Below are 19,595 nucleotides of genomic sequence, written 5' to 3'. Positions count from 1 at the left end.
GAACCCGTGGAGAAGCGCCTGGTGCGCTACCGCACCGTCGGCGACATGTCCTGCACCGGCGCCGTCGACTCCGACGCGACCACGCTCGACGCCGTCATCGCCGAGATCGCCGTGTCCCGGCTCACCGAGCGGGGCGCGACCCGCGCCGACGACAAGCTGTCCGAGGCCGCGATGGAAGACCGCAAGCGCGAAGGGTACTTCTAACCATGACGACCACCACCGAGCAGCTCAGCGCCACGACGCTGCTGCGCTTCGCCACCGCGGGTTCCGTCGACGACGGCAAGTCCACCCTGGTGGGCCGCCTGCTGCACGACTCCAAGTCGGTCCTGGAGGACCAGCTGGAGGCCGTGGAGCGGGTCTCCGCCGACCGCGGCCAGGACGCCCCCGACCTGGCGCTGCTCACCGACGGCCTGCGGGCCGAGCGGGAACAGGGCATCACCATCGACGTGGCCTACCGCTACTTCGCCACCGCCCGCCGCCGGTTCATCCTCGCCGACACCCCCGGACACGTGCAGTACACCCGGAACATGGTGACCGGCGCCTCCACCGCCGACCTCGCCGTGGTCCTCGTCGACGCCCGCAACGGCGTCATCGAGCAGACCCGCCGCCACGCCGCCGTCGCCGCCCTCCTGCGCGTCCCCCACGTCGTCCTCGCCGTCAACAAGATGGACCTCGTCGAATACCAGGAGACGGTCTTCGCGAAGATCGCCGAGGAGTTCACCGCGTACGCCTCGGAGCTGGGCGTCCCGGAGATCACCGCCATCCCGATCTCGGCCCTGGCCGGCGACAACGTGGTGGAACCCTCGGCGAACATGGACTGGTACGGCGGCCCGACGGTGCTGGAGCACCTGGAGACCGTCCCCGTCAGCCACGACCTCACGGCCTGCCCGGCGCGTTTCCCGGTGCAGTACGTGATCCGGCCGCAGACCGCCGAGCACCCCGACTACCGCGGCTACGCGGGCCAGATCGCCTCCGGCGTCCTGCGCGTCGGCGAGGCCGTCACCGTGCTGCCCTCCGGCCGCACCTCGGTCATCGAAGGCATCGACGCCCTCGGCGAGTCCGTGGACATCGCCTGGTCCCCGCAGTCGGTGACCCTGCGCCTCAAGGACGACATCGACATCTCGCGCGGTGACCTGATCGCACCGTCCGCGAGCGCCCCCGCCACCACCCAGGACGTGGTCGCGACGGTCTGCCACGTGGCCGACCAGCCGCTGGCCGTGGGCGCCCGGGTGCTGCTCAAGCACACGACGCGCACGGTCAAGGCGATCGTCAAGGAGATCCCCTCCCGGCTGACCCTCGACGACCTGTCCCAGCACCCGGACCCGGGGCAGCTCGTGGCCAACGACATCGGCCGGGTCGTCGTCCGTACCGCCGAGCCGCTCGCGCTCGACGCGTACGCCGACTCGCGCCGCACCGGGTCCTTCCTGCTGATCGACCCGGCCGACGGAACGACCCTGGCGGCGGGCATGGCGGGCGAGGCCTTCGCCGCCAAGGCCGAGACCGTGCAGGCGGACGAGGAAGGGTGGGACTTCTAGATCATGTTCGGCGACATCTACTCCACCTTCGCGAAGGAGGGCGGCCGCGTGGGCAGCGGCGTCCTCGGCAGCGGCCAGGGAGGAGTGGCGCGATGTGTGCGATGACCGCACCGCCGTCGGCGTCCCGCCGTCGCGCCCTCACTCCGCACGATCCCTGCCTTCCCTTCCCTCACAGACGAAGACATGCGCCGTAGCCCAGAGACGGCGCATCGAGAGGACGTCCTCCCGTGCCTGCCACCGGTTCCACCCGTAAGACCCTGCGCCGCGGCGTCGTCGCCGCGGCGGCCCTGCCTCTCCTGATCGGCGCGCTCGCCTCCTGCGGCTACGGTTCGCAGGCCGAGACCACGGGCCCGAAGGCGTCCGGCGCCGCCGGTGGCGGCGGCCCGAAGCTCTCCGCCTCCGAAGTCCGCATCGGGTACTTCCCGAACCTGACCCACTCGACCGCCCTGGTCGGCCTCCAGGAAGGCCTGATCGAGAAGGAACTGAACGGCACCAAGGTCAAGCCGCAGTCCTTCAACGCCGGTCCGTCCGAGATCGAAGCCCTCAACGGCGGCTCTCTCGACATCGGTTTCATCGGCCCCTCGCCGGCCATCAACGGCTACGTGAAGTCCAAGGGGCAGAACCTGCGGATCATCTCCGGCTCCACCTCGGGCGGCGTGAAGCTGGTCGTGAACCCGGACAGGATCAAGACCCTGGACGACCTCAAGGGCAAGCGGATCGCCACCCCTCAGAAGGGGAACACGCAGGACGTCGCGTTCCTCAACTGGATCGCGGAGAAGGGCTGGTCGGTCGACCCCGAGTCCGGCAAGGGTGACGTCTCCGTCGTCCGCACGGACAACAAGGTCACCCCGGACGCCTTCAAGCAGGGCTCCATCGACGGCGCCTGGGTGCCGGAGCCGACGGCTTCCAAGCTCGTCTCCGACGGGGGTTCCGTCCTCCTCGAGGAGACCTCCCTGTGGCCCGACAAGAAGTTCGTGATCACGAACGTGATCGTGTCGCAGAAGTTCCTCAAGGAACACCCGGACGTGGTCGAGGCCGTGCTCAGGGGCACGGTGAAGACCAACGAGTGGATCAACGCCAACCCGGAGAAGGCGAAGGCCTCCGCCAACGCCCGGCTGAAGGCGGACAGCGGCAAGGAGCTCGAGGCGAAGGTCCTCGACCCGGCGTGGCAGAGCATCCTCGTCACCGACGACCCGCTGGCGAACACGCTGAAGACGGAGTCGGACTGGGCGGTCAAGGCCAAGCTCCTCGAAAAGCCCGACCTGGCCGGCATCTACGACCTGACGCTCCTGAACAAGGTCCTGAAGGCCGCCGGCAAGCCCGAGGTCCCCGACGCCGGTCTCGGCGCCAAGTAAATCCGTAGTCCAGCAACCCCAGGAGGTGACGACCATGGCCACCACTCTCGCCAAGGCTGCCGAGGGCGCGGTAGCGGAGCAGACGCACGCCACCCGCATCGAGCACGTCTCGAAGTCCTTCTCCGGCCCGGCCGGATCGCAGCTCGTCCTGGACGACATCAGTCTCGATGTCGCTCCCGGAGAGTTCGTCACCCTCCTGGGGGCCTCGGGGTGCGGAAAGTCCACCCTGCTGAACCTGGTCGCGGGTCTGGACAAGCCGTCCGCGGGGTCCATCGAGACCCTCGGACGCCCCGCCCTGATGTTCCAGGAGCACGCCCTCTTCCCCTGGCTCACCGCCGGCAAGAACATCGAACTGGCCCTGCGGCTGCGGGGGGTGGCCAAGGCCGACCGCAAGCCCGAGGCCGAGCGGCTGCTGGAGCTGGTCCGCCTCGGCGGCGCGTACGGCAAGCGCGTCCACGAGCTCTCCGGCGGCATGCGCCAGCGCGTCGCCCTGGCCCGCGCCCTCGCCCAGGACAGCCGGCTGCTGCTGATGGACGAGCCCTTCGCGGCCCTCGACGCCATCACCCGCGACGTCCTGCACGGCGAACTCACCCGCATCTGGGAGGAGACCGGCCTGTCGGTCCTCTTCGTCACCCACAACGTCCGCGAGGCCGTCCGCCTCGCCCAGCGCGTCGTCCTCCTCTCCTCCCGCCCCGGCCGGGTCGCGAAGGAGTGGACCGTCGACATCCCGCAGCCGCGCCGCATCGAGGACGCGGACGTCGCGGAACTGTCCCTCGAGATCACCGAACACCTGCGTGGGGAGATCCGCCGCCATGGCCAGCACTGACACCACTCCGAAGGCCGGGGCCGTCCGGGGCACCCGCGACGACCTGGCCGGCCTGGAGGCCGGACTCGACGCCCTCGACGCGGTCCAGACCCACCGCACCCCGCTGCGCGAGATCCTCACCAAGAAGGTCCTGCCGCCGGTCGTCGCCGTCGCCCTGGTGCTGCTGGTCTGGCAGGTCCTCGTCGCGGCGAAGGTCACCGAGGAGACCAAACTCCCCGCCCTGTCCGCCGTCTGGGACAGCCTGTCCGACATGTGGCTCAAGGGCACGCTCCTCGACGTCATCTGGACCTCCGTCTCCCGCGGCCTGCTCGGCTTCCTCCTCGCGCTGGCCATCGGCACCCCGCTCGGTCTGCTGGTCGCCCGGGTGAAGTTCGTCCGCGCCGCGATCGGCCCGATCCTCCAGGGCCTGCAGTCCCTGCCGTCGGTGGCGTGGGTGCCCCCGGCGGTGCTCTGGTTCGGGCTGAACGACGCCATGATGTACACGGTGATCCTGCTCGGCGCGGTGCCGTCGATCGCCAACGGCCTGGTCTCCGGCATCGACCAGGTCCCCCCGCTGTTCCTGCGGGCCGGCCGCACCCTGGGCGCCACCGGCCTGCGCGGCGCCTGGCACGTGGTCATGCCGGCGGCCCTGCCGGGCTACGTCGCCGGCCTCAAGCAGGGCTGGGCCTTCTCCTGGCGCTCCCTGATGGCCGCCGAGATCATCGCCAGCTCCCCCGACCTCGGCCTGGGCCTCGGCCAGCTCCTGGAGAACGGCCGCAACAACATCGACCTGCCGGGCGTGTTCCTCGCGATCATCCTGATCCTCGTCGTCGGCATCGCCATCGACCTGCTGATCTTCAGCCCGGTCGAGCGGTGGGTGCTGCGCAGCCGCGGCCTGCTGGTCAAGAGCTGAGCCCCGGTCCCATGTCCCGCGCACTTCTGGTGATAGCCCACGGCAGCCGCGATCCGCGGCACGCGGCGACCGTGCACGCCCTCGTCGGGCGGGTCCGGCCGCTGCGGCCGGGGCTCCGGGTGGAGACGGCCTTCCTCGACTTCAATGGGCCGACCGTCTCCCGCTCCCTGGCCTCCTTGTACCTGTCGGGGGTACGCGAGGTCGTGGCCCTGCCGCTGCTGCTGACCCGCGCCTTCCACGCGAAGGCCGACGTCCCGGCGGTCCTGGCGGAGTCCGCCACGCGCCTGCCCGGCCTCTCGGTCCGGTTCGCGGACGTCCTGGGCCCGCACCCCCTCCTGGTGGCCTCCCTCGAGCGCCGCCTGGCCGAGGCCGGCCTCGGCCTCACCCCGGCGGACCGCGCGGCGACCGGCGTCGTCCTCGCGTCCGCCGGATCCACGGACCCGGAGGCGATCGCAGTGATCGCTGAAATCGCGCGGGAGTGGCGGCACACCGGTTGGTGCGCCGTGCGGCCTGCGTTCGCCTCCGCTGCCCTTCCCCGCACCGAGGACGCCGTACGCGCCCTGCGCGCGGAGGGCGTGCGCCGCGTGGCGGTCGCCCCGTACGTCATCGCCCCGGGTTTCCTCCCGGACCGCATCACGGCGGGCGCCGGGGCGGCGGGCGCGGACGTGGTCGCCGGCGTCCTGGGCGCCACCCCGGAACTGGCCCGCCTCCTGCTGCACCGCTACGACACGGCGGCCGGCCGCCGAGCCCCCCTCGCGGCGCTCACCGCCTAGTAGTGCCTCCACGGGGCGCCGCCCCGGCCACTGCCCCCCTCCGTGGCATCGAGCACGGTCGCGGAAGCCGGGTGAGATCCTGCGCGTGTGAACGATCTCGGCGACGAACGCCTGCGCAGCTGGACGATCCGCTTCATGACCCTCCTGGCAGCCGATACCCAGGATCAACTCGCCTGGCTGGGCGAGCGTGAGGAGGACACGAAGGGCGTCGTTGAAGAGGTGGAGCTGCTGTGCCGCGTCTCGGAAGGACTCACGGAGCGCGGAGTCCTCGAGCCCGAGGATCTGCACAGCCTTCGGGCCATCGGGCGTCGCCTCGGCGAGATCGATGCCGGCGGTCGCGTCGGCCCCTGGGACAAGTCCCTGTCCGCAGATCCCGTGTGGGACGACATCCGTTGCCTCGCCCGCCAGTTCCTCCTCACGAGACTGGGCGACTGGCGCCGGCCACTGCCGCCTCCCGTCCGCCCGCACACGGGCGACCGCTGACTGGCGGTGTGCCGACGATCACGGACGGAGCCACAGCGGCCACGACCAGGTGCACCGGGGCAGAATCGACGCCACTGGCACGGCTTGACGGTGTATCACTACGGCTGCCACGACGTCCGCGGCCCCAGGATCGCCGGATCGCGCGCCGGGGCGCCCTGGGCGAGCCCGTGGGCGGGCCCGGCCCCGACCACCTCTGGGTGGATCGGAGCCGGAGGGGATGGCCTCCGAGACGCCGGCCGGCTTTCCGGTCCGCTTCGAGCGGGCGTTGGCGGCGGGCCATTCAGCCGCGGGCGGCGGCCTCGTCGGCCAGGGAGGTCAGGTCGGCGATGGACATCGCGCCCGGGGGAAGGCCCTCGCGGGCGAAGATGTTCGCCGCGTGGCGCAGGACGTCGTTGACCGGGGTGGGCACCCCGTGGAGGCGGCCCAGCAGGGAGATCTCGCCGTTGAGGTAGTCGGCCTCCACCGAGCCGGTGCCCCGGGCCAGGCTCTGCCAGGAGGAGCCGCCGCGCACGCCCGCCGGCGGGTCGGCCTTGCCGTCGCGGGCGGCCGACTGTTCGGCTTCGGTGGCGTAGCCGATGCCCGCCGCGTCGAAGGCGGCCTTGCCCTCGCGGATCGCCCGCAGCAGCAGGGCCGCCTTGGCCGGGTCCGGCTCGGGGCCGGTGGTCGCCTGGATCGCGTTGCCCAGGTTCCCGAGCAGCTTCGCGTACTTCCACCGCATCACGTCCTCGACGACCGGCGCCTCGAAGCCCGCCCCGGCGAGGTCGGCGGCGACGGCCCTGATCCGCGCGTCCGATCCGTCGGCCGCCTTCCCGAGGTGCAGGATGCCGGTGAAGGGGGCGCAGAGGGCCGAGACGACGCCGGGCTCCAGGAAGGTCGCGGGCAGCCAGACGCAGACCCCGTAGACCCGGGAGAACCTGCGCAGAGCGAGCCGTTCGCTCTCGACGCCGTTCTGTGCGCACAGCAGCGGGAGCCGCTGCGCCGCCGTGCCGCCGCCGGCGACCTCCGCGTCGCCCCACGCGTCGAGGGCGGCGATGGCGTCCTGGGTCTTCACCGTCAGCAGCAGTACGTCGTCCGGGCGCAGTTCGCCCAGTTCCGCCGGGCCGGTGGCCACGGGCAGCCGGTGGAGGCGCGTGCCGTCGGCGGTGGTGAGCCGCAGCCCGTCCTTCTTCAGCGCCTCGGCGTGCGCGCCGCGGGCGACGAGGACGACCGCCCGGCCCGATTCCGCGAGGCGTCCGCCGATGGTCGCGCCGACCGCGCCGGCGCCGATGATGATGTAACGCATGCCCAGAGCCTGGCACACCGGTCGCGCACGGCCGCGGTCGGGCCGTGCTGGGTCCCCCGGCGGCTGGTCCCCGAGGGCTTCGGAGCGCGGGGCTTCAGGGGCGGGTCAGCTCCACGAGCTTGACGACGGTGTTCCAGTTGCGGGTGGTGACGTCCAGGCCCTTGACCACGGCGGGCCGGCTGAGGGCCTCGGCCAGTCGGGAGCGGCCGAGGCCCTCGGGCGCGTAGAGGTAGAGGACACGGTCCCCCAGCCGGTACTCCTCGGGGAGGTACGCGGCGTCGTCGAGCGCGGCGAAGCGCTCCGGGCCGGGCTGCTCGGAGAAGAAGGTGGCGTGGAGCTGTCTGCCCTCCAGTTCGGCGGCCGGGAAGGGGCAGGCCGCGGCGACGGCCGCCAGGTGGTCGCCGTCGACGACCAGGCAGGGCACCCGGAACCCGAAGTGGGCCTGGATGGCCGCTTCCAGGTCCCGGGCGAGGACGGCGGGATCGGTCGGCGCGCCGTTGAAGACGGCGTTGCCGCTCTGCAGGTACGTGCGCACGTCGTCGTGGCCGAGGCCCTCCAGCAGGGAGCGCAGCTCCGCCATCGGGACCTTCTTGTTCCCGCCGACGTTGATGCCGCGCAGGAGGGCGGCGTACTTCTTCGTGCTCTTCGGACTCGCCTTCTTCGTCATGGCCGAACACTAGGGCGTGCCTGTGACAGCGCCGCCTCGATGAGGTCGGCGGCCTGCCGGGTGCCGCCCTCGGAGGCCATGCCGGCGCGGAGGGCCTCCGCGCGGACGGCGACTTCGGGGTCGGCGAGCAGGCCGAGGACGGCCTCGCGCAGGGTGGTGGCGTTCGCCTCCTCCATGGGGAGGTGCCGGGCCACGCCGAGGGCGGCCAGCATGTCGGCGTTGCCGAACTGGTCGACGGCCTGGGGCACGGCCACCATCGGGGTCGCGGTGGCGAGGCCTTCCTGGCTGCCGCCGGCACCGGCGTGGGTGATGAAGGCGTCGGCCTGGCGCAGGATGTCCAGCTGCGGAACCCAGCGGTAAACCTCGACGTTGGCGGGGATCTCCCCCAGTTCGGCCTCGTCGGTGAACTTTCCGATCTGGAGGACGACGTGCCAGTCGGGGAGGTCTGCGAAGCCCTCGACGCAGGCGCGGTAGAAGGCGGGCTGCTTCGTGAAGGTGGAGCCGAGGGAGACCAGGAGCACCTTCTTGCCCTCGGCGGAGGCGGGCCGTTCCCACGTGCCCTGGGTTGCGCCGCGGTCGCCCTGGCAGGCGCCGACGAAGGTGTGGACGGTCTCGTCGACCCGGTCGGCGTGCGGCTGGAGGGCGCGGGGGATCAGGACGATGCTGCGGGACGGGCGGCCGACGAAGTGGTCCGGGTCCGCGCCGATGCCGTTCTCGTCGAGCCACGCCCGGAATCGGGCGTAGTACGCCCGCCCGCGCTCGGAGGCGCGCAGTCCGGCGGTCATGGGGGCGGCGACCTCCTCCTCGTAGCCGGTCCAGGCGACCAGGTTCGGGGAGAGGGAGATCGCGGGGACGCCCCAGCGGTGGGCGAGGACGGGTGCCGGGTAGGCGGTGATGTCGTGGAGGACGAGGTCGGGTTCGTCGCCCTCGAAGGCGTCCGCGAGCTGCGGGAGCGCCTGGACGGCGTCGTTCAGGAAGGGCTCGATGTTGTCGATGAGTTCGGTGCCCCAGGCTTCGGGCTCGTCCTCCGTGGGCAGGGTGGACTTCCAGACCACCGGGGTGGCGCCGGTCTCCGCGACCTTGGCGGCGAAGGAGGCGGGGATGGCGTAGCTGACGCGGTGGCCCCTGGCGACGAGTTCCCGGATGACTTCGATGCTGGGGTTCACGTGCCCGGCGGCGGCGATGGAGAACATGGCGATGTGTGCGGGCTTGGCTGAGGTCATGCAGCGAGCTTAACGAGACGAGACGTCTCGTGCAATCAGATGGCGGCCACCCGGATCCTCCTGGCCGAAACGATCTGATGGCTCGTTCCGTCTCCCACCGGGGGCTCCAGGGCGCGGAATGCGAGACTGGGGCGACCCACGGTGATCACGACGACCCCGCGAAGGACGAGACGAACGCATGGACGAGGCGCGGGCCAGGGACGTACTGGCGGAGGCGGGACTGACGGGCGCGGGGGCGGACCGCCCGGAGCTGCTCGCCTTCGGCGAGAACGCCGTCTTCGCGGCCGGCGGCCTCGTGGTCAAGGTGGGCCGCGAGGCGGGACTGCTGGAACGGGCCGAGCGGGAACTGGCCGTCGCGGGCTGGCTCGCCGACGCCGGGATCCCGGCGGTCCGGGCAGCGGAACCGAAGCCCCGGCTGGTGGGCGGGCACCCGCTGACCCTGTGGCACCGGCTCCCGGAACCGGTCCGCCCGGCGGGCCCCGAGGACCTCGCGGCCCTGCTGCGGCCGCTGCACGCGCTGCCCGCGCCCTCCTTCGCCCTGCCCGCGCGGGACCTGCTGGGCGGGGTCGAGCGGTGGCTCCGGCTGGCCGGCGCGGCCGTCGACCCCGAGGACGCGGCCTACCTGCGCGCCCGGCGCGACGCCTACGCGGGCGAGGTCGCAGCACTCGCCCCGCACCTGCCGCCCGGCCCCATCCACGGCGACGCCCTGCCCCGCAACGTCCACGTGGGCCCGGACGGGCCGGTCCTGGTGGACCTGGAGACCGTCTCGGCGGACCTGCGGGAACACGACCTGGTGGTGATGGCCCTGTCCCGCGACCGCTACGGGCTGCCCGCCGCCTCCTACGAGGCCTTCACGGCCGCGTACGGATGGGACGTACGGGAGTGGGAGGGCTGCGCCGTCCTTCGCGGCGCCCGCGAGACGGCGAGCTGCGCCTGGGTCGCCCAGCACGCGCCGTCCAACCCCAAGGCCGTGGCCGAGTTCCGCCGCCGCGTGGCCTCCCTGCGCGACGGCGACACGGAAGCCCGCTGGCACTCCTTCTAGCCCGGGGATCATCACCCCCGGCGGGCACCAGGCCCTGCCGGCGGCATCGCACCAGGGGGAGTCGGTGTCATTCGGCCATCATGAAGCGTCTCTATGGCCCCGTGCGGTTACTGCGCGATCGCGTGGCGGATGCCCGTTGCCCTTGGCGCGGCGACGGCGACGGCGACGGCGACGGGAGGCAAGAGCCGGTGGACGCCAGGGACGCCGTACGACTGGTGGGACGCCGGACGGCGCTGCGGTACGCGCCGGCGGGATTCGGCCGCCACCATGGCGGCCTGTTCGGGTAACGGCGGCTCCACCAGCGTCAAGTTCCGGACTCTTGGGACGTTCCTCGAAGGCAGCTGGGAGTTCCGGGCCGAGAACGGCTCCGGGGCTCGGATCGCGGTGTCCAGGGAAGGCGACTGGCTGATGAGGGGAGGCGGAGCGGACCCGTGGCCGAGGGAGGGCACCTGGTCCCTCGACGACTATGCGGAGGAAGGCCGGACCCGGGTGGTCACCTGTACCCGGGTGAAGACCGCCGAGGCTCCCTGACCGGCCCGGAACGACGCCGCCCGACGCCGCCCGGAGAAAATCCCCCGATGCGTACCGCCCCCACCCGGGACAATGACACGCGTGCCCGATCGAACGAAGCTACGCCTCACCGTCCACCACGTCCGCCATGGGACGGGAACCGTCAGGGTGGTCCGCCCCGCCCGATCGCCGGCGTGCGCCGAACTCCTCGACGACAGCTGGTACCTGAACGCGTACGTCGACCAGGACGCCGCCGTGCTCATGGCGGGGCTGTGGACCCTCGCCGCCTCCTCACCGCGTTCGCTGGTCCACCTGCCCCTGCGCGGCGGGCCCGCCCCGGCGGGCTCGCGGCGGCTGGACCTGGTCCTGTCACACCACTCGCTCCAACTGGCGCCCTCGCGCTGGAAGGAGCTGCGGGGCCGTCTGGGTCCCGGCCGCCCGCAGACCGTGGAGGTGCTGCTTCCGGAGCCGGGCGACGTGGACCACGCCGCCGCGCACCGCGCGGACAACCGCGATCGCTTCCACCAGAGCGTCCACGCCGAGACGCTCTTCATGACGGGCAGCGCCACGGTGTTCCGTCAGGCGGCCGACGTCTTCCACGAGGTGGCCCGCCTCGGCCCCGGACACACCACCGCCTTCCCCCCCGGCTACCGCCACGGGCACTACTGCCGCAGCGTGCACTGCGACCCCCGCTTCCGGGACATCCACGTCGAGTACCGCGACGGCCCGCCCCGGTGAGGCTCAGGCCGGGGCCGGGACCGGCCCCCGCAGCGGCCATGCCGTGTCGATCACCGCGTCCGGGCTGCCCTGGCGGCGCAGGTAGGACTGGAAGTCGCGGGCCCAGCGGGCGTGCCAGCCGCCCTGCCGGTCGTGCAGCTCGGCCGGGCTGAGCGCGGCCACCTGCGGGTGGCGGGCGGCTATCGCGCGGGCCACCTGTACCGCCGCCAGCGCGTCGGCTCCCGCGTCGTGCGCGGCGTCGAGGGTGACCCCGTACACCCCGCACACCGCCTCCAGCGTCCGCTTGCCGCGCCGGAAGCGGTCCACGGCCCGGTCTATCGTCAGCGGGTCCACCACCGGGCCGGTCTCGGCCCCGCCCAGCCGGTCGGCGAGCGAGGGAAGCCCGTGCCGGGCCAGCTCCGCCGAGAGCAGGGTCAGGTCGAAGGCCGCGTTGTACGCGACGACCACCGCTCCGCCGCGCCAGTGCTCCACCAGGGCAGCCGCCACCTCCTCGGCGACCTCCCGCACCGGGCGGCCCTCGGCGACGGCCCGCTCCGTACTGATCCCGTGGATGGCCGCGGCCTGCTCCGGGATCGGTATCCCCGGATCCGCGAGCCAGCCGCGCCTGGCGTGCACCTCACCGCCCCGCACCTCGACCACCGCGGCCGTCACGATCCGGGACTCCCCCGGCTCCGTACCGGTCGTCTCCAGGTCGAACCCGACCAGCGCTCCCCCGTGCCACGCCTCCATGACGCGCCCCTCCCCCGTGTTTCAGGTCAACGCGTTTCAGCCTGCCACGCGGCACTGACACCGGGCCGGGCCACCCCCCGGGACCGCCCCGCACCGGGCCTGGTACGGCCGGCCCCGGGAGCCGGCCCGGAAGGCCGCCGGGAGCCGGACGGGAACGGGGAGAGCGGCCGGCGGGCCCGCCCGGGTCAGGACACCGGCCGCGAGTCCTCCCACACCGACTCGAACTCCTCCCGGTACGTCTGGAACAGCCCGTGGTCGGCGTCCTTCGGCACCCCCCTGCCGCCCCCGCGCAGCACCAGCACCGGCGCCTCCATCCCCCGGGCCCGCCGCAGGTACGACTGGACCACCGCGATCCCCGAGGACTGGCCCTCCACCAGGTAGGCCGTGAAGCGCGGGGTCTCGTCGAATACGTGGATGTCGAAGCGCGACGGGTCCTTCAGCCCCGCCCGCACCCTGCGCACGTGCAGGATGTTCATCTCCACCGACCGGCTCAGCTCGCCCTTGCGCAGCCCCAGCTCGCGCTCGCGCCGCTTGACCGCGCTGCTCGCCGGGTTGAGGAACAGCAGCCGCACCCGGCAGCCGGCCTCCGAGAGCCGCACCAGCCGGCGGCCCGAGAAGTTCTGCACCAGCAGGTTGAGGCCTATGCCGATGGCGTCGAGCCGCCGAGCGCCCCCGAAGAGGTCCTCCGCCGGGAGCTGCCGCTGGAGCCGCACCCGGTCGGGGTGGACCGAGATGACGTCCGCGTACCGGTCGCCGACCAGGTCCTCGACGGCATCGATCGGCAGCCGGTCCGCCGAGGGGCTGCCCGAGCCGGCGCCGAGCACTTCCAGCAGCCGCGCCGAGGCGCGTTCCGCCTGCTCCAGCACCGCCCGCGACAGCGCCCGGTTGCGGGAGACCACGTTGCGGGTGACCTCCAGCTCGTCGAGGGCCAGCTCGATCTCGCGCCGGTCGTCGAAGTACGGCTCGAAGCAGGGCCAGTGCTGGACCATCAGCTCGCGCAGCTGCGGCAGCGTCAGGAAGCTCAGCACGTTGTCGTCGGCCGGGTCCAGCAGGTAGCCCTTGCGCCTGCTGACCTCGCGCACGGCCACGGCCCGCTGCACCCATTCCTGCCCGGCGGGTCCCGCGGCGGCGACCACCCAGTCGTCGCCGCCGTGCACCGGCTCGTAGACGGGCCGCAGCACGGCACCGACCACCGAGCGCAGCCGCTGCTCGATGAGGTTCAGCCAGATGTACGCGCGGCCCGCGCGCTGGGCCCGCGTACGGACCTCGCTCCACGCGTCCGCGCCCCAGTCGAGCTCGGCCCCGGCCCGCGCGTCCCCGGCCTCCTGCGGGGCCAGCGACACCGCCGCCCCGGCCGCCGCCGCACCCGGCACACCGGCGGACGTACCGCCCGCCGCGTCCGCCGGGCCACCCTCGTGACCGCTGTCACCAGGGGGCAGCTCCAGACCTCCCGAGCTCACCCGTGCACCGCCTTCTGCGTCTGGACGCCCGTCTCCAGTGATCACGGAAGGGTACTCCGCGCACGCGGCCCGACGCAGCCCGAAGCCGTCCCCCGGGACCTCAGGTCCCCTGGTCCGGCCGTCCGTTGACCCATTATGTGATGCCCGGACAGTCGGTTGACCCGCCTATCAGCTCTCCGGTTCACCCATCGGCAGCATTCCAAGTCCACGCGTGGAGAGCCTCTTTCGGGGAAGATCTGGCAGAGACGTGATGCACGCCGGATCGAGCCGGACCAGGACGGGAAGAGTCGTTAGCCATGCAAGTCTGGCCGGGACAGGCGTATCCGCTGGGCGCCACGTACGACGGCGCGGGCACCAACTTCGCGGTGTACTCGGAGGTCGCCCGCCGCATCGAGCTGTGCCTGCTGCACGACGACGGCTCGGAGACCGCGGTCGAGCTGCGCGAGACGGACGCCTTCGTCCGTCACGCCTACCTGCCGGGGATCATGCCCGGCCAGCGGTACGGGTTCCGCGTGCACGGGCCGTACGAGCCCGAGCGCGGGAACCGCTGCAACGCGGCGAAGCTGCTGCTGGACCCGTACGCGCGGGCCATCAGCGGGCAGGTGTCCTGGGGCGAGGAGGTCTACGGCTACCACTTCGGCCGGCCCGACTCCCGCAACGACATGGACTCGGCGCCGCACACGATGAGTTCGGTGGTGGTGAACCCGTACTTCGACTGGGCCAACGACCGGCCGCCGCGCCACGAGTACCACCACACCGTGCTGTACGAGGCCCATGTGAAGGGCCTGACCATGCGTCACCCGGATCTGCCCGAGGAGCTGCGGGGCACGTACGGGGCGCTGGCGCACCCGGCGGTGATCGGGCACCTGGCGAAGCTGGGGGTGACGGCGCTGGAGCTGATGCCCGTGCACCAGTTCGTCAACGACCACCGCCTGGTGAACGACGGGCTGAGCAACTACTGGGGCTACAACACCATCGGCTTCTTCGCCCCGCACAACGGCTACGCCTCCGGGGACCGGGGCCAGCAGGTGCTGGAGTTCAAGTCGGCGGTGCGGGCGCTGCACGAGGCCGGGATCGAGGTGATCCTGGACGTGGTCTACAACCACACGGCCGAGGGCAACCACCTGGGTCCGACGCTGTCCTTCCGCGGCCTGGACAACGCCTCGTACTACCGGCTCGCGGACGATCCCCGGCACTACACGGACACCACGGGGACCGGGAACTCGCTGCTGATGCGCTCCCCGCACGTGCTCCAGCTGATCATGGACTCGCTGCGGTACTGGGTGACCGAGATGCACGTGGACGGCTTCCGCTTCGACCTCGCGGCCACGCTGGCCCGGCAGTTCCACGAGGTGGACCGGCTGTCCTCGTTCTTCGACCTGGTGCAGCAGGACCCGGTGGTCAGCCAGGTGAAGCTGATCGCGGAGCCCTGGGACCTGGGCGAGGGCGGCTACCAGGTGGGGAACTTCCCGCCCCTGTGGACCGAGTGGAACGGCAAGTACCGGGACACCGTGCGGGACTTGTGGCGCGGGCAGCCGCGTACGCTCGCGGAGTTCGCGGGGCGGCTGACGGGCTCCTCCGACCTCTACCAGGACGACGGGCGCCGGCCGCTGGCCTCCATCAACTTCACCACCTGCCACGACGGTTTCACCCTGCGCGACCTGGTCTCGTACAACGAGAAGCACAACGAGGCCAACCGGGAGGGCAACCGGGACGGCGAGACGCACAACCGGTCGTGGAACTGCGGGGTCGAGGGGCCCACCGAGGACAAGGAGGTCCAGGAGCTGCGCGAGCGGCAGATGCGCAACTTCACCGCCACCCTGATGCTGTCGCAGGGCGTGCCGATGCTCAGCCACGGAGACGAGTTCGGGCGCTCCCAGGAAGGCAACAACAACGCCTACTGCCAGGACAACGAGCTGTCCTGGGTGACCTGGCCCGAGCCCGGCAAACCACCGCCCGCCCTGCTGGAGTTCACCCGCCGCATGGTCTGGCTGCGGCGCGACCACCCGGTGTTCCGGCGGCGCCGGTTCTTCCACGGCCGGCCGGTGGAGGGCACGCACGACGAACTCTCCGACATCGCCTGGTTCACCCCGCACGGCGAGGAGATGCGGGCGCGGGACTGGCAGGCGCAGCACGCGCGGGCGTTGACCGTGTTCCTGAACGGGGAGGCGATCTCCGAGCCCGGCACGCGGGGGGAGCGGATCACCGACGACTCGTTCCTGCTGATGTTCAACGCGGGCGCCGAACCGCAGGACTTCACCGTTCCGGCCGGGCACGGCGCGCACTGGCGGCTGGTCGTGGACACGGCGCGGGCGGAGGTGCTGCCACCCGGCACCGGGCCGCAGTACGCGGCCGGGGACCGGGTGGCCCTGACGGGGCGGTGCCTGGTGGTGCTTCAGCGGCCGGCGTAGCCGGCGGCGGTGCCTCCGGGCGAGGCGGTGCGCCGGGCCGCGGCGAGGACCGCCGCGGGGGGCCGGGTGGACGGCACCCGGGTCACGAGGGCGATGACCAGGCAGAGCGCGGCCGCGCCCACCGCCACGGCGAAGGCCCCGGCGGGCCCGTACGACTCGGCGAGCCGCCCGGAGACGGCGAGCGCGGCGGCCTGCCCGGCCACCAGGGAGCTGGCGGCGAAGGCCATCGACTCGGCGAGCCGGGCCGGCTCCACGACGCGCTCGGTGAGCGCGAACGCGGTGATCAGGTGCGGGGCGTAGGCGGCCCCGAGGACGGTGACGACCGCGTACAGCGGCCAGAGGGTCTCGGTGAACAGCAGTGGCACCGAGAGGAGCAGCGCGGCGCCGGTGGCCACCCGCCAGCGCAGCCTCAGCCCGAAGCGGGCGGGCAGCGCACCGAGCGCGAGACCGACGGCGGCGCTGACGACACCCATGGCGGCGTACACCAGCCCGGCCTGGCCCGGGACGCCCAGCGCGGCGGTGAGCGAGGCGATGCCCGCCTGGCAGGCGCCGAACATGGCGCCCTGGAGGGCGAGGGAGCCGCGTACGGCGTGCACCACGCGGGGCTGACGGGTCGGCCGGGCGCCGCCGGTGCGCCGCCGGGCGGGGGTGCCCGCCGTGACGGCGGCGGTCGGGTGCAGGGCGTACGCGGTGCCGAAGACGGCCACGAGCGCGGCGGCGCCGCCGAGGGCGACGGCCGGGTGCGCGACGAGCGCGGCGAGGCCCACGAGGGCCGGGCCGAGCACGAAGGAGACCTCGTCGAGGGTGCCCTCCAGCGAGTGCACGGCACCGACCACCTTCTCGTCGGCGCGGGCGCGGTGCGCGAGCGCGACGGAGCGGGTGCGGGCGAGCGGCCCGACCAGCGGTACGGAGGCCCCGGTGACGGCGCCGATCGCGGCGAGGGGGGCGGTCGCGAGCCCGCCGAGGGCGCCGGCGACGAGCGCGGCGGTGGCGAGGGCGTTGACGGCGGCGGCGGTGAGGACGACGCGCCGCTGCCCGTGGCGGTCGGCGAGCCGGCCGAGGACGGGCCCGCAGACCACCTGGCCGGCCGAGAGGATGCCGCCGACGATTCCGGCGGTGGTGAGCGAGCCGCTGGTCCCGGCGACCAGCAGGACGCTCCCGAACTGGGACATCGCGACGGGCAGTCGGGCGAAGAAGGAGACGAGCGGGAGCAGGGGCCCGGTCAGGGCGATGACGTGTCGATAGGTGCTGACGGTTCCAACCACTTGATCGACACTAACGCGCTGGAGTCACCCGGATGCATTGGGTCATGGCACGGAATCGCCCGGGCTGGGTACGTACGTTCTCATGACCCTGGGGTATTCAAGCAGCCGATCGGAATCCGACGTTCAGACACCGGTCGTTCCGGCGTCGACCTACCGTCTCCAGCTGGGCCCGCGCTTCACGTTCGCGGCGGCCGAGGCGGCCGTGCCGTACCTCGCCTCGCTCGGCGTGTCGCACCTGCACCTGTCCCCCGTGCTGGAGGCGGTGCCGGGCTCGCAGCACGGGTACGACGTCGTCGACCACGCGCGGGTCCGGGCCGAGCTGGGCGGCGAGCGGGGGCTGCGCGCGCTCGCGGCGGCGGCGCGGGCCCACGGACTGGGGCTGGTGCTGGACATCGTGCCGAACCACATGGCGGTGCCCGTGCCGTTGCGGCTCAACCGGCCCCTGTGGGAGGTGTTGCGGGAGGGGCCGGGGTCACCGTACGCGCGGTGGTTCGACATCGACTGGGAGGGCGGCGGGGGGCAGGTCCTGCTGCCGGTGCTGGGCGGGCCCGACGAGGGCTGCGAGGTGGTGGCCGGGGAAGGCGGGGAGGAGCTGCTGCGGTACGGGGGCGGGCTGGAGCTGCCCCTGCGGGCGGGGACAGCCGGGCTGCCGCTCCGGGAGCTGCTGGACGCGCAGTGGTACCGGGCCGCCTGGTGGCGCGAGGCGCGGACGGCCCTGAACTACCGGCGGTTCTTCACGATCTCCGACCTGATCGGGGTGCGGGTGGAGGACCCCGCGGTGTTCGCCGCCGGCCACGGAAAGGTGCTGCAGCTGGTGCGCGAGGGGGTGGTGGCCGGCCTGCGGATCGACCACGTGGACGGGCTGGCGGACCCGGAGCAGTACCTGCGGCGGCTGCGGGCCGCGGTCGGGGACGGCTGCTGGATCGTCGTGGAGAAGATCCTGGCCCGCGCGGAACGGCTGCCCGCGTCCTGGCCGGTGGCCGGGACCACCGGGTACGACGCGCTGCACCGGGTGGACGGGGTGTTCACCGACCCGGTGGGGGTGCGCCGGCTGGCGCGCTCGTACGGGGAGGCCGCCGGGCAACCGGCCTCGTGGGAGGAGACCGCCTCGGAGGCCGCGCGGGAGGTGCTGACCGTCGACCTGGCCGCCGAGCTGGCGACGCTGGAGCGGTGGGCGGGCCCGGAACTGGCCGCCGCTGTGGGCGAGTTGCTGCTGGCCTCTCCGGTGTACCGGACGTACCCGGGCGGGCCGGGGCCGTCGGCGGCGACCCTGGAGCGGGCCGCAGCGCGGGCGGGGGCCGCGGTGGTGGAGGGCGTACGGGAGCTGCTGCTGCGGGATCCCGCCTTCGCGGCGCGCTTCGCCCAGACCTCGGCGGCCCTGCGGGCCAAGTCCCTGGAGGACCGGGCCTTCTACCGGTGGGCGCCGCTGCTGTCGGCCACCGAGGTCGGCGGGGAGCCGGGGGACCCGGCGGTGTCCGTCGCCGGGTTCCACGCGTACTGCGCGGAGCTCGAACGGGACTGGCCCGCCTCCGGGACGGTGCTGTCCACGCACGACACGAAGCGCAGCGCGGACGTACGGGCGCGGATCTCGGTGCTGTCGCAGGCCCCGGAGGCGATGGGGGCGCCGGGCGGGCCGCCCGGGGCGGACCCGCAGCTGGCGTGGGTGGCCCGGCAGAGCGCGCTCGGGCTGGGGGAGGCGCCCGAACGGGAGTCCCGGCTGGCGGCCGCCCTGCTGAAGGCCGCGCGGGAGGCGGGGGTGCACACCTCCTGGACCGACCCCGACGAGGAGTACGAGGCGGGCATCGCGGATCTGGTGCCCCGGGAGGCGGTGGAGCTGCCGCCGGAACTGGCCGAGGCAGCCCGGGCCAACCTGCTGGGGATGACCCTGCTGCACCTGGCGATGCCGGGGGTGCCGGAGGTGTACCAGGGCTGCGAGTACGAGTACAGGGCGTTGGTCGACCCGGACAACCGCCGCCCCGTCGAGTTCCCCCGGAAGGCGCTGGCCGCCCTGGACTCCGGCGCCGCCCCGCCGGACCTCGCCCGGGAGAAGCTCGCGCTGACGGCGGCGCTGCTGCGGCTGCGCCGCGACCGGCCCGGGCTGTTCACCGGCTACGCCCCCCTGCCGGCCCGGGGTCCGGCCGCCGAGCACTGCGTGGCCTTCGCCCGTCCGGCCGGGCTCGTCGCGGTGGCCACCCGCCTCTCCCACCGCCTGGCGGCCGCGGGCGGCTGGCGCGGAACCACCCTGGAGCTGCCCGAGGGGCGGTGGGCGCGGGTCGGCGGACGGCCGGGCGGGCCGGCCGGCGCCGAGTACGGGGGGCGGGTGGCGCTGGCGGAGCTGCTGGAGGGGGTGCCGGTGGCGGTGCTGGTGCGCGAGTAGGCGTACCGGGGGGGAGCCGGGGGCCGC

At 73.4% G+C, this 19,595-nt stretch carries 16 protein-coding genes and 2 pseudogenes; 12 read left to right on the top strand and 6 right to left on the bottom strand.

What is annotated here, in order from left to right; translation table 11 throughout:
- From ACFY7H_RS16690 to ACFY7H_RS16660, 7 genes and pseudogenes are all read left to right on the top strand, one after another.
- Window positions 1–204, top strand: a pseudogene (locus ACFY7H_RS16690) (sulfate adenylyltransferase small subunit); the annotation flags it as partial.
- A gap of 2 nt (window positions 205–206) precedes the next feature.
- Window positions 207–1,535 (top strand): sulfate adenylyltransferase subunit 1, encoded by a 1,329-nt coding sequence (locus ACFY7H_RS16685; protein ID WP_388938645.1) that lies wholly within the window; start codon window positions 207–209, stop codon window positions 1,533–1,535.
- Between the two features lie 227 nt (window positions 1,536–1,762).
- Window positions 1,763–2,890, top strand: coding sequence for an aliphatic sulfonate ABC transporter substrate-binding protein (locus tag ACFY7H_RS16680; RefSeq protein ID WP_388938644.1), 1,128 nt, complete (start codon window positions 1,763–1,765; stop codon window positions 2,888–2,890).
- Between the two features lie 34 nt (window positions 2,891–2,924).
- Window positions 2,925–3,716 (top strand): ABC transporter ATP-binding protein, encoded by a 792-nt coding sequence (locus ACFY7H_RS16675; RefSeq protein WP_388938643.1) that lies wholly within the window; start codon window positions 2,925–2,927, stop codon window positions 3,714–3,716.
- A complete protein-coding gene (locus ACFY7H_RS16670) occupies window positions 3,703–4,608 on the top strand; it encodes an ABC transporter permease (protein ID WP_388938642.1) in 906 nt (301 codons plus the stop codon). The genes ACFY7H_RS16675 and ACFY7H_RS16670 overlap by 14 nt, the downstream gene beginning before the upstream one ends.
- Window positions 4,609–4,619: 11 nt before the next feature.
- Window positions 4,620–5,381 carry a sirohydrochlorin chelatase gene (locus ACFY7H_RS16665; protein WP_388938640.1) on the top strand — a complete coding sequence of 254 codons (762 nt, stop codon included), beginning with the start codon at window positions 4,620–4,622 and terminating at the stop codon, window positions 5,379–5,381.
- Between the two features lie 87 nt (window positions 5,382–5,468).
- Window positions 5,469–5,864, top strand: coding sequence for a hypothetical protein (locus ACFY7H_RS16660; RefSeq protein ID WP_388938639.1), 396 nt, complete (start codon window positions 5,469–5,471; stop codon window positions 5,862–5,864).
- A gap of 280 nt (window positions 5,865–6,144) precedes the next feature.
- Here ACFY7H_RS16660 and ACFY7H_RS16655 read toward each other — a convergent pair whose 3' ends face one another.
- The 3 genes and pseudogenes from ACFY7H_RS16655 to mgt form a co-directional block, all read right to left on the bottom strand.
- On the bottom strand, window positions 6,145–7,146 hold the full coding sequence (locus ACFY7H_RS16655; protein ID WP_388938638.1) for a ketopantoate reductase family protein: 1,002 nt from the start codon (window positions 7,144–7,146) through the stop codon (window positions 6,145–6,147).
- A 94-nt stretch (window positions 7,147–7,240) separates the two neighbouring features.
- Window positions 7,241–7,813, bottom strand: coding sequence for a DUF1697 domain-containing protein (locus ACFY7H_RS16650; protein ID WP_388938637.1), 573 nt, complete (start codon window positions 7,811–7,813; stop codon window positions 7,241–7,243).
- Window positions 7,810–9,071, bottom strand: a pseudogene (gene mgt / locus ACFY7H_RS16645) (macrolide-inactivating glycosyltransferase). Before mgt ends, ACFY7H_RS16650 begins: the two are co-directional and overlap by 4 nt.
- 143 nt (window positions 9,072–9,214) lie before the next feature.
- On the opposite strand from mgt, the gene ACFY7H_RS16640 reads away from it, so the two are divergent.
- The 3 genes from ACFY7H_RS16640 to ACFY7H_RS16630 all read left to right on the top strand — a co-directional run bounded on the left by ACFY7H_RS16640 (window position 9,215) and on the right by ACFY7H_RS16630 (window position 11,326).
- The gene (locus ACFY7H_RS16640; RefSeq protein WP_388938635.1) at window positions 9,215–10,078 is read left to right on the top strand and encodes a phosphotransferase enzyme family protein; all 864 of its coding nucleotides are present in this window, start codon (window positions 9,215–9,217) and stop codon (window positions 10,076–10,078) included.
- Between the two features lie 129 nt (window positions 10,079–10,207).
- Window positions 10,208–10,609, top strand: a complete 402-nt coding sequence (locus ACFY7H_RS16635; protein WP_388938633.1) for a hypothetical protein — start codon at window positions 10,208–10,210, stop codon at window positions 10,607–10,609.
- A gap of 72 nt (window positions 10,610–10,681) precedes the next feature.
- Complete coding sequence (locus ACFY7H_RS16630) at window positions 10,682–11,326, top strand: hypothetical protein (RefSeq protein WP_388938631.1); 645 nt, start codon at window positions 10,682–10,684, stop codon at window positions 11,324–11,326.
- Window positions 11,327–11,329: 3 nt separating this feature from the next.
- On the opposite strand, the gene ACFY7H_RS16625 is transcribed toward ACFY7H_RS16630, so the two are convergent.
- Complete coding sequence (locus ACFY7H_RS16625) at window positions 11,330–12,055, bottom strand: 3'-5' exonuclease (RefSeq protein ID WP_388938629.1); 726 nt, start codon at window positions 12,053–12,055, stop codon at window positions 11,330–11,332.
- 185 nt (window positions 12,056–12,240) lie between these two features.
- On the bottom strand, window positions 12,241–13,515 hold the full coding sequence (locus ACFY7H_RS16620) for an SAV2148 family HEPN domain-containing protein (protein ID WP_388938627.1): 1,275 nt from the start codon (window positions 13,513–13,515) through the stop codon (window positions 12,241–12,243).
- Between the two features lie 296 nt (window positions 13,516–13,811).
- Between ACFY7H_RS16620 and glgX the strand changes: the two genes are divergently transcribed.
- A complete protein-coding gene (gene glgX / locus ACFY7H_RS16615; protein ID WP_388938626.1) occupies window positions 13,812–15,926 on the top strand; it encodes a glycogen debranching protein GlgX in 2,115 nt (704 codons plus the stop codon).
- Here the strand turns inward: glgX and ACFY7H_RS16610 are convergent.
- The gene (locus ACFY7H_RS16610; protein WP_388938624.1) at window positions 15,911–17,191 is read right to left on the bottom strand and encodes an MFS transporter; all 1,281 of its coding nucleotides are present in this window, start codon (window positions 17,189–17,191) and stop codon (window positions 15,911–15,913) included. The two genes, glgX and ACFY7H_RS16610, sit on opposite strands and share 16 nt — an antisense overlap.
- Window positions 17,192–17,273: 82 nt before the next feature.
- Here ACFY7H_RS16610 and treY point away from each other — a divergent pair, with 82 nt between their 5' ends.
- A complete protein-coding gene (gene treY, locus ACFY7H_RS16605) occupies window positions 17,274–19,568 on the top strand; it encodes a malto-oligosyltrehalose synthase (RefSeq protein WP_388938622.1) in 2,295 nt (764 codons plus the stop codon).
- Window positions 19,569–19,595: the final 27 nt, after the last annotated feature.

Origin of the sequence: Streptomyces sp. NPDC012794, from assembly GCF_042901085.1 — a bacterium.
Taxonomy (GTDB): domain Bacteria; phylum Actinomycetota; class Actinomycetes; order Streptomycetales; family Streptomycetaceae; genus Streptomyces.
Note: the sequence above shows the minus strand (reverse complement) of the source record. Positions and strands in the feature narration are given on the sequence as shown.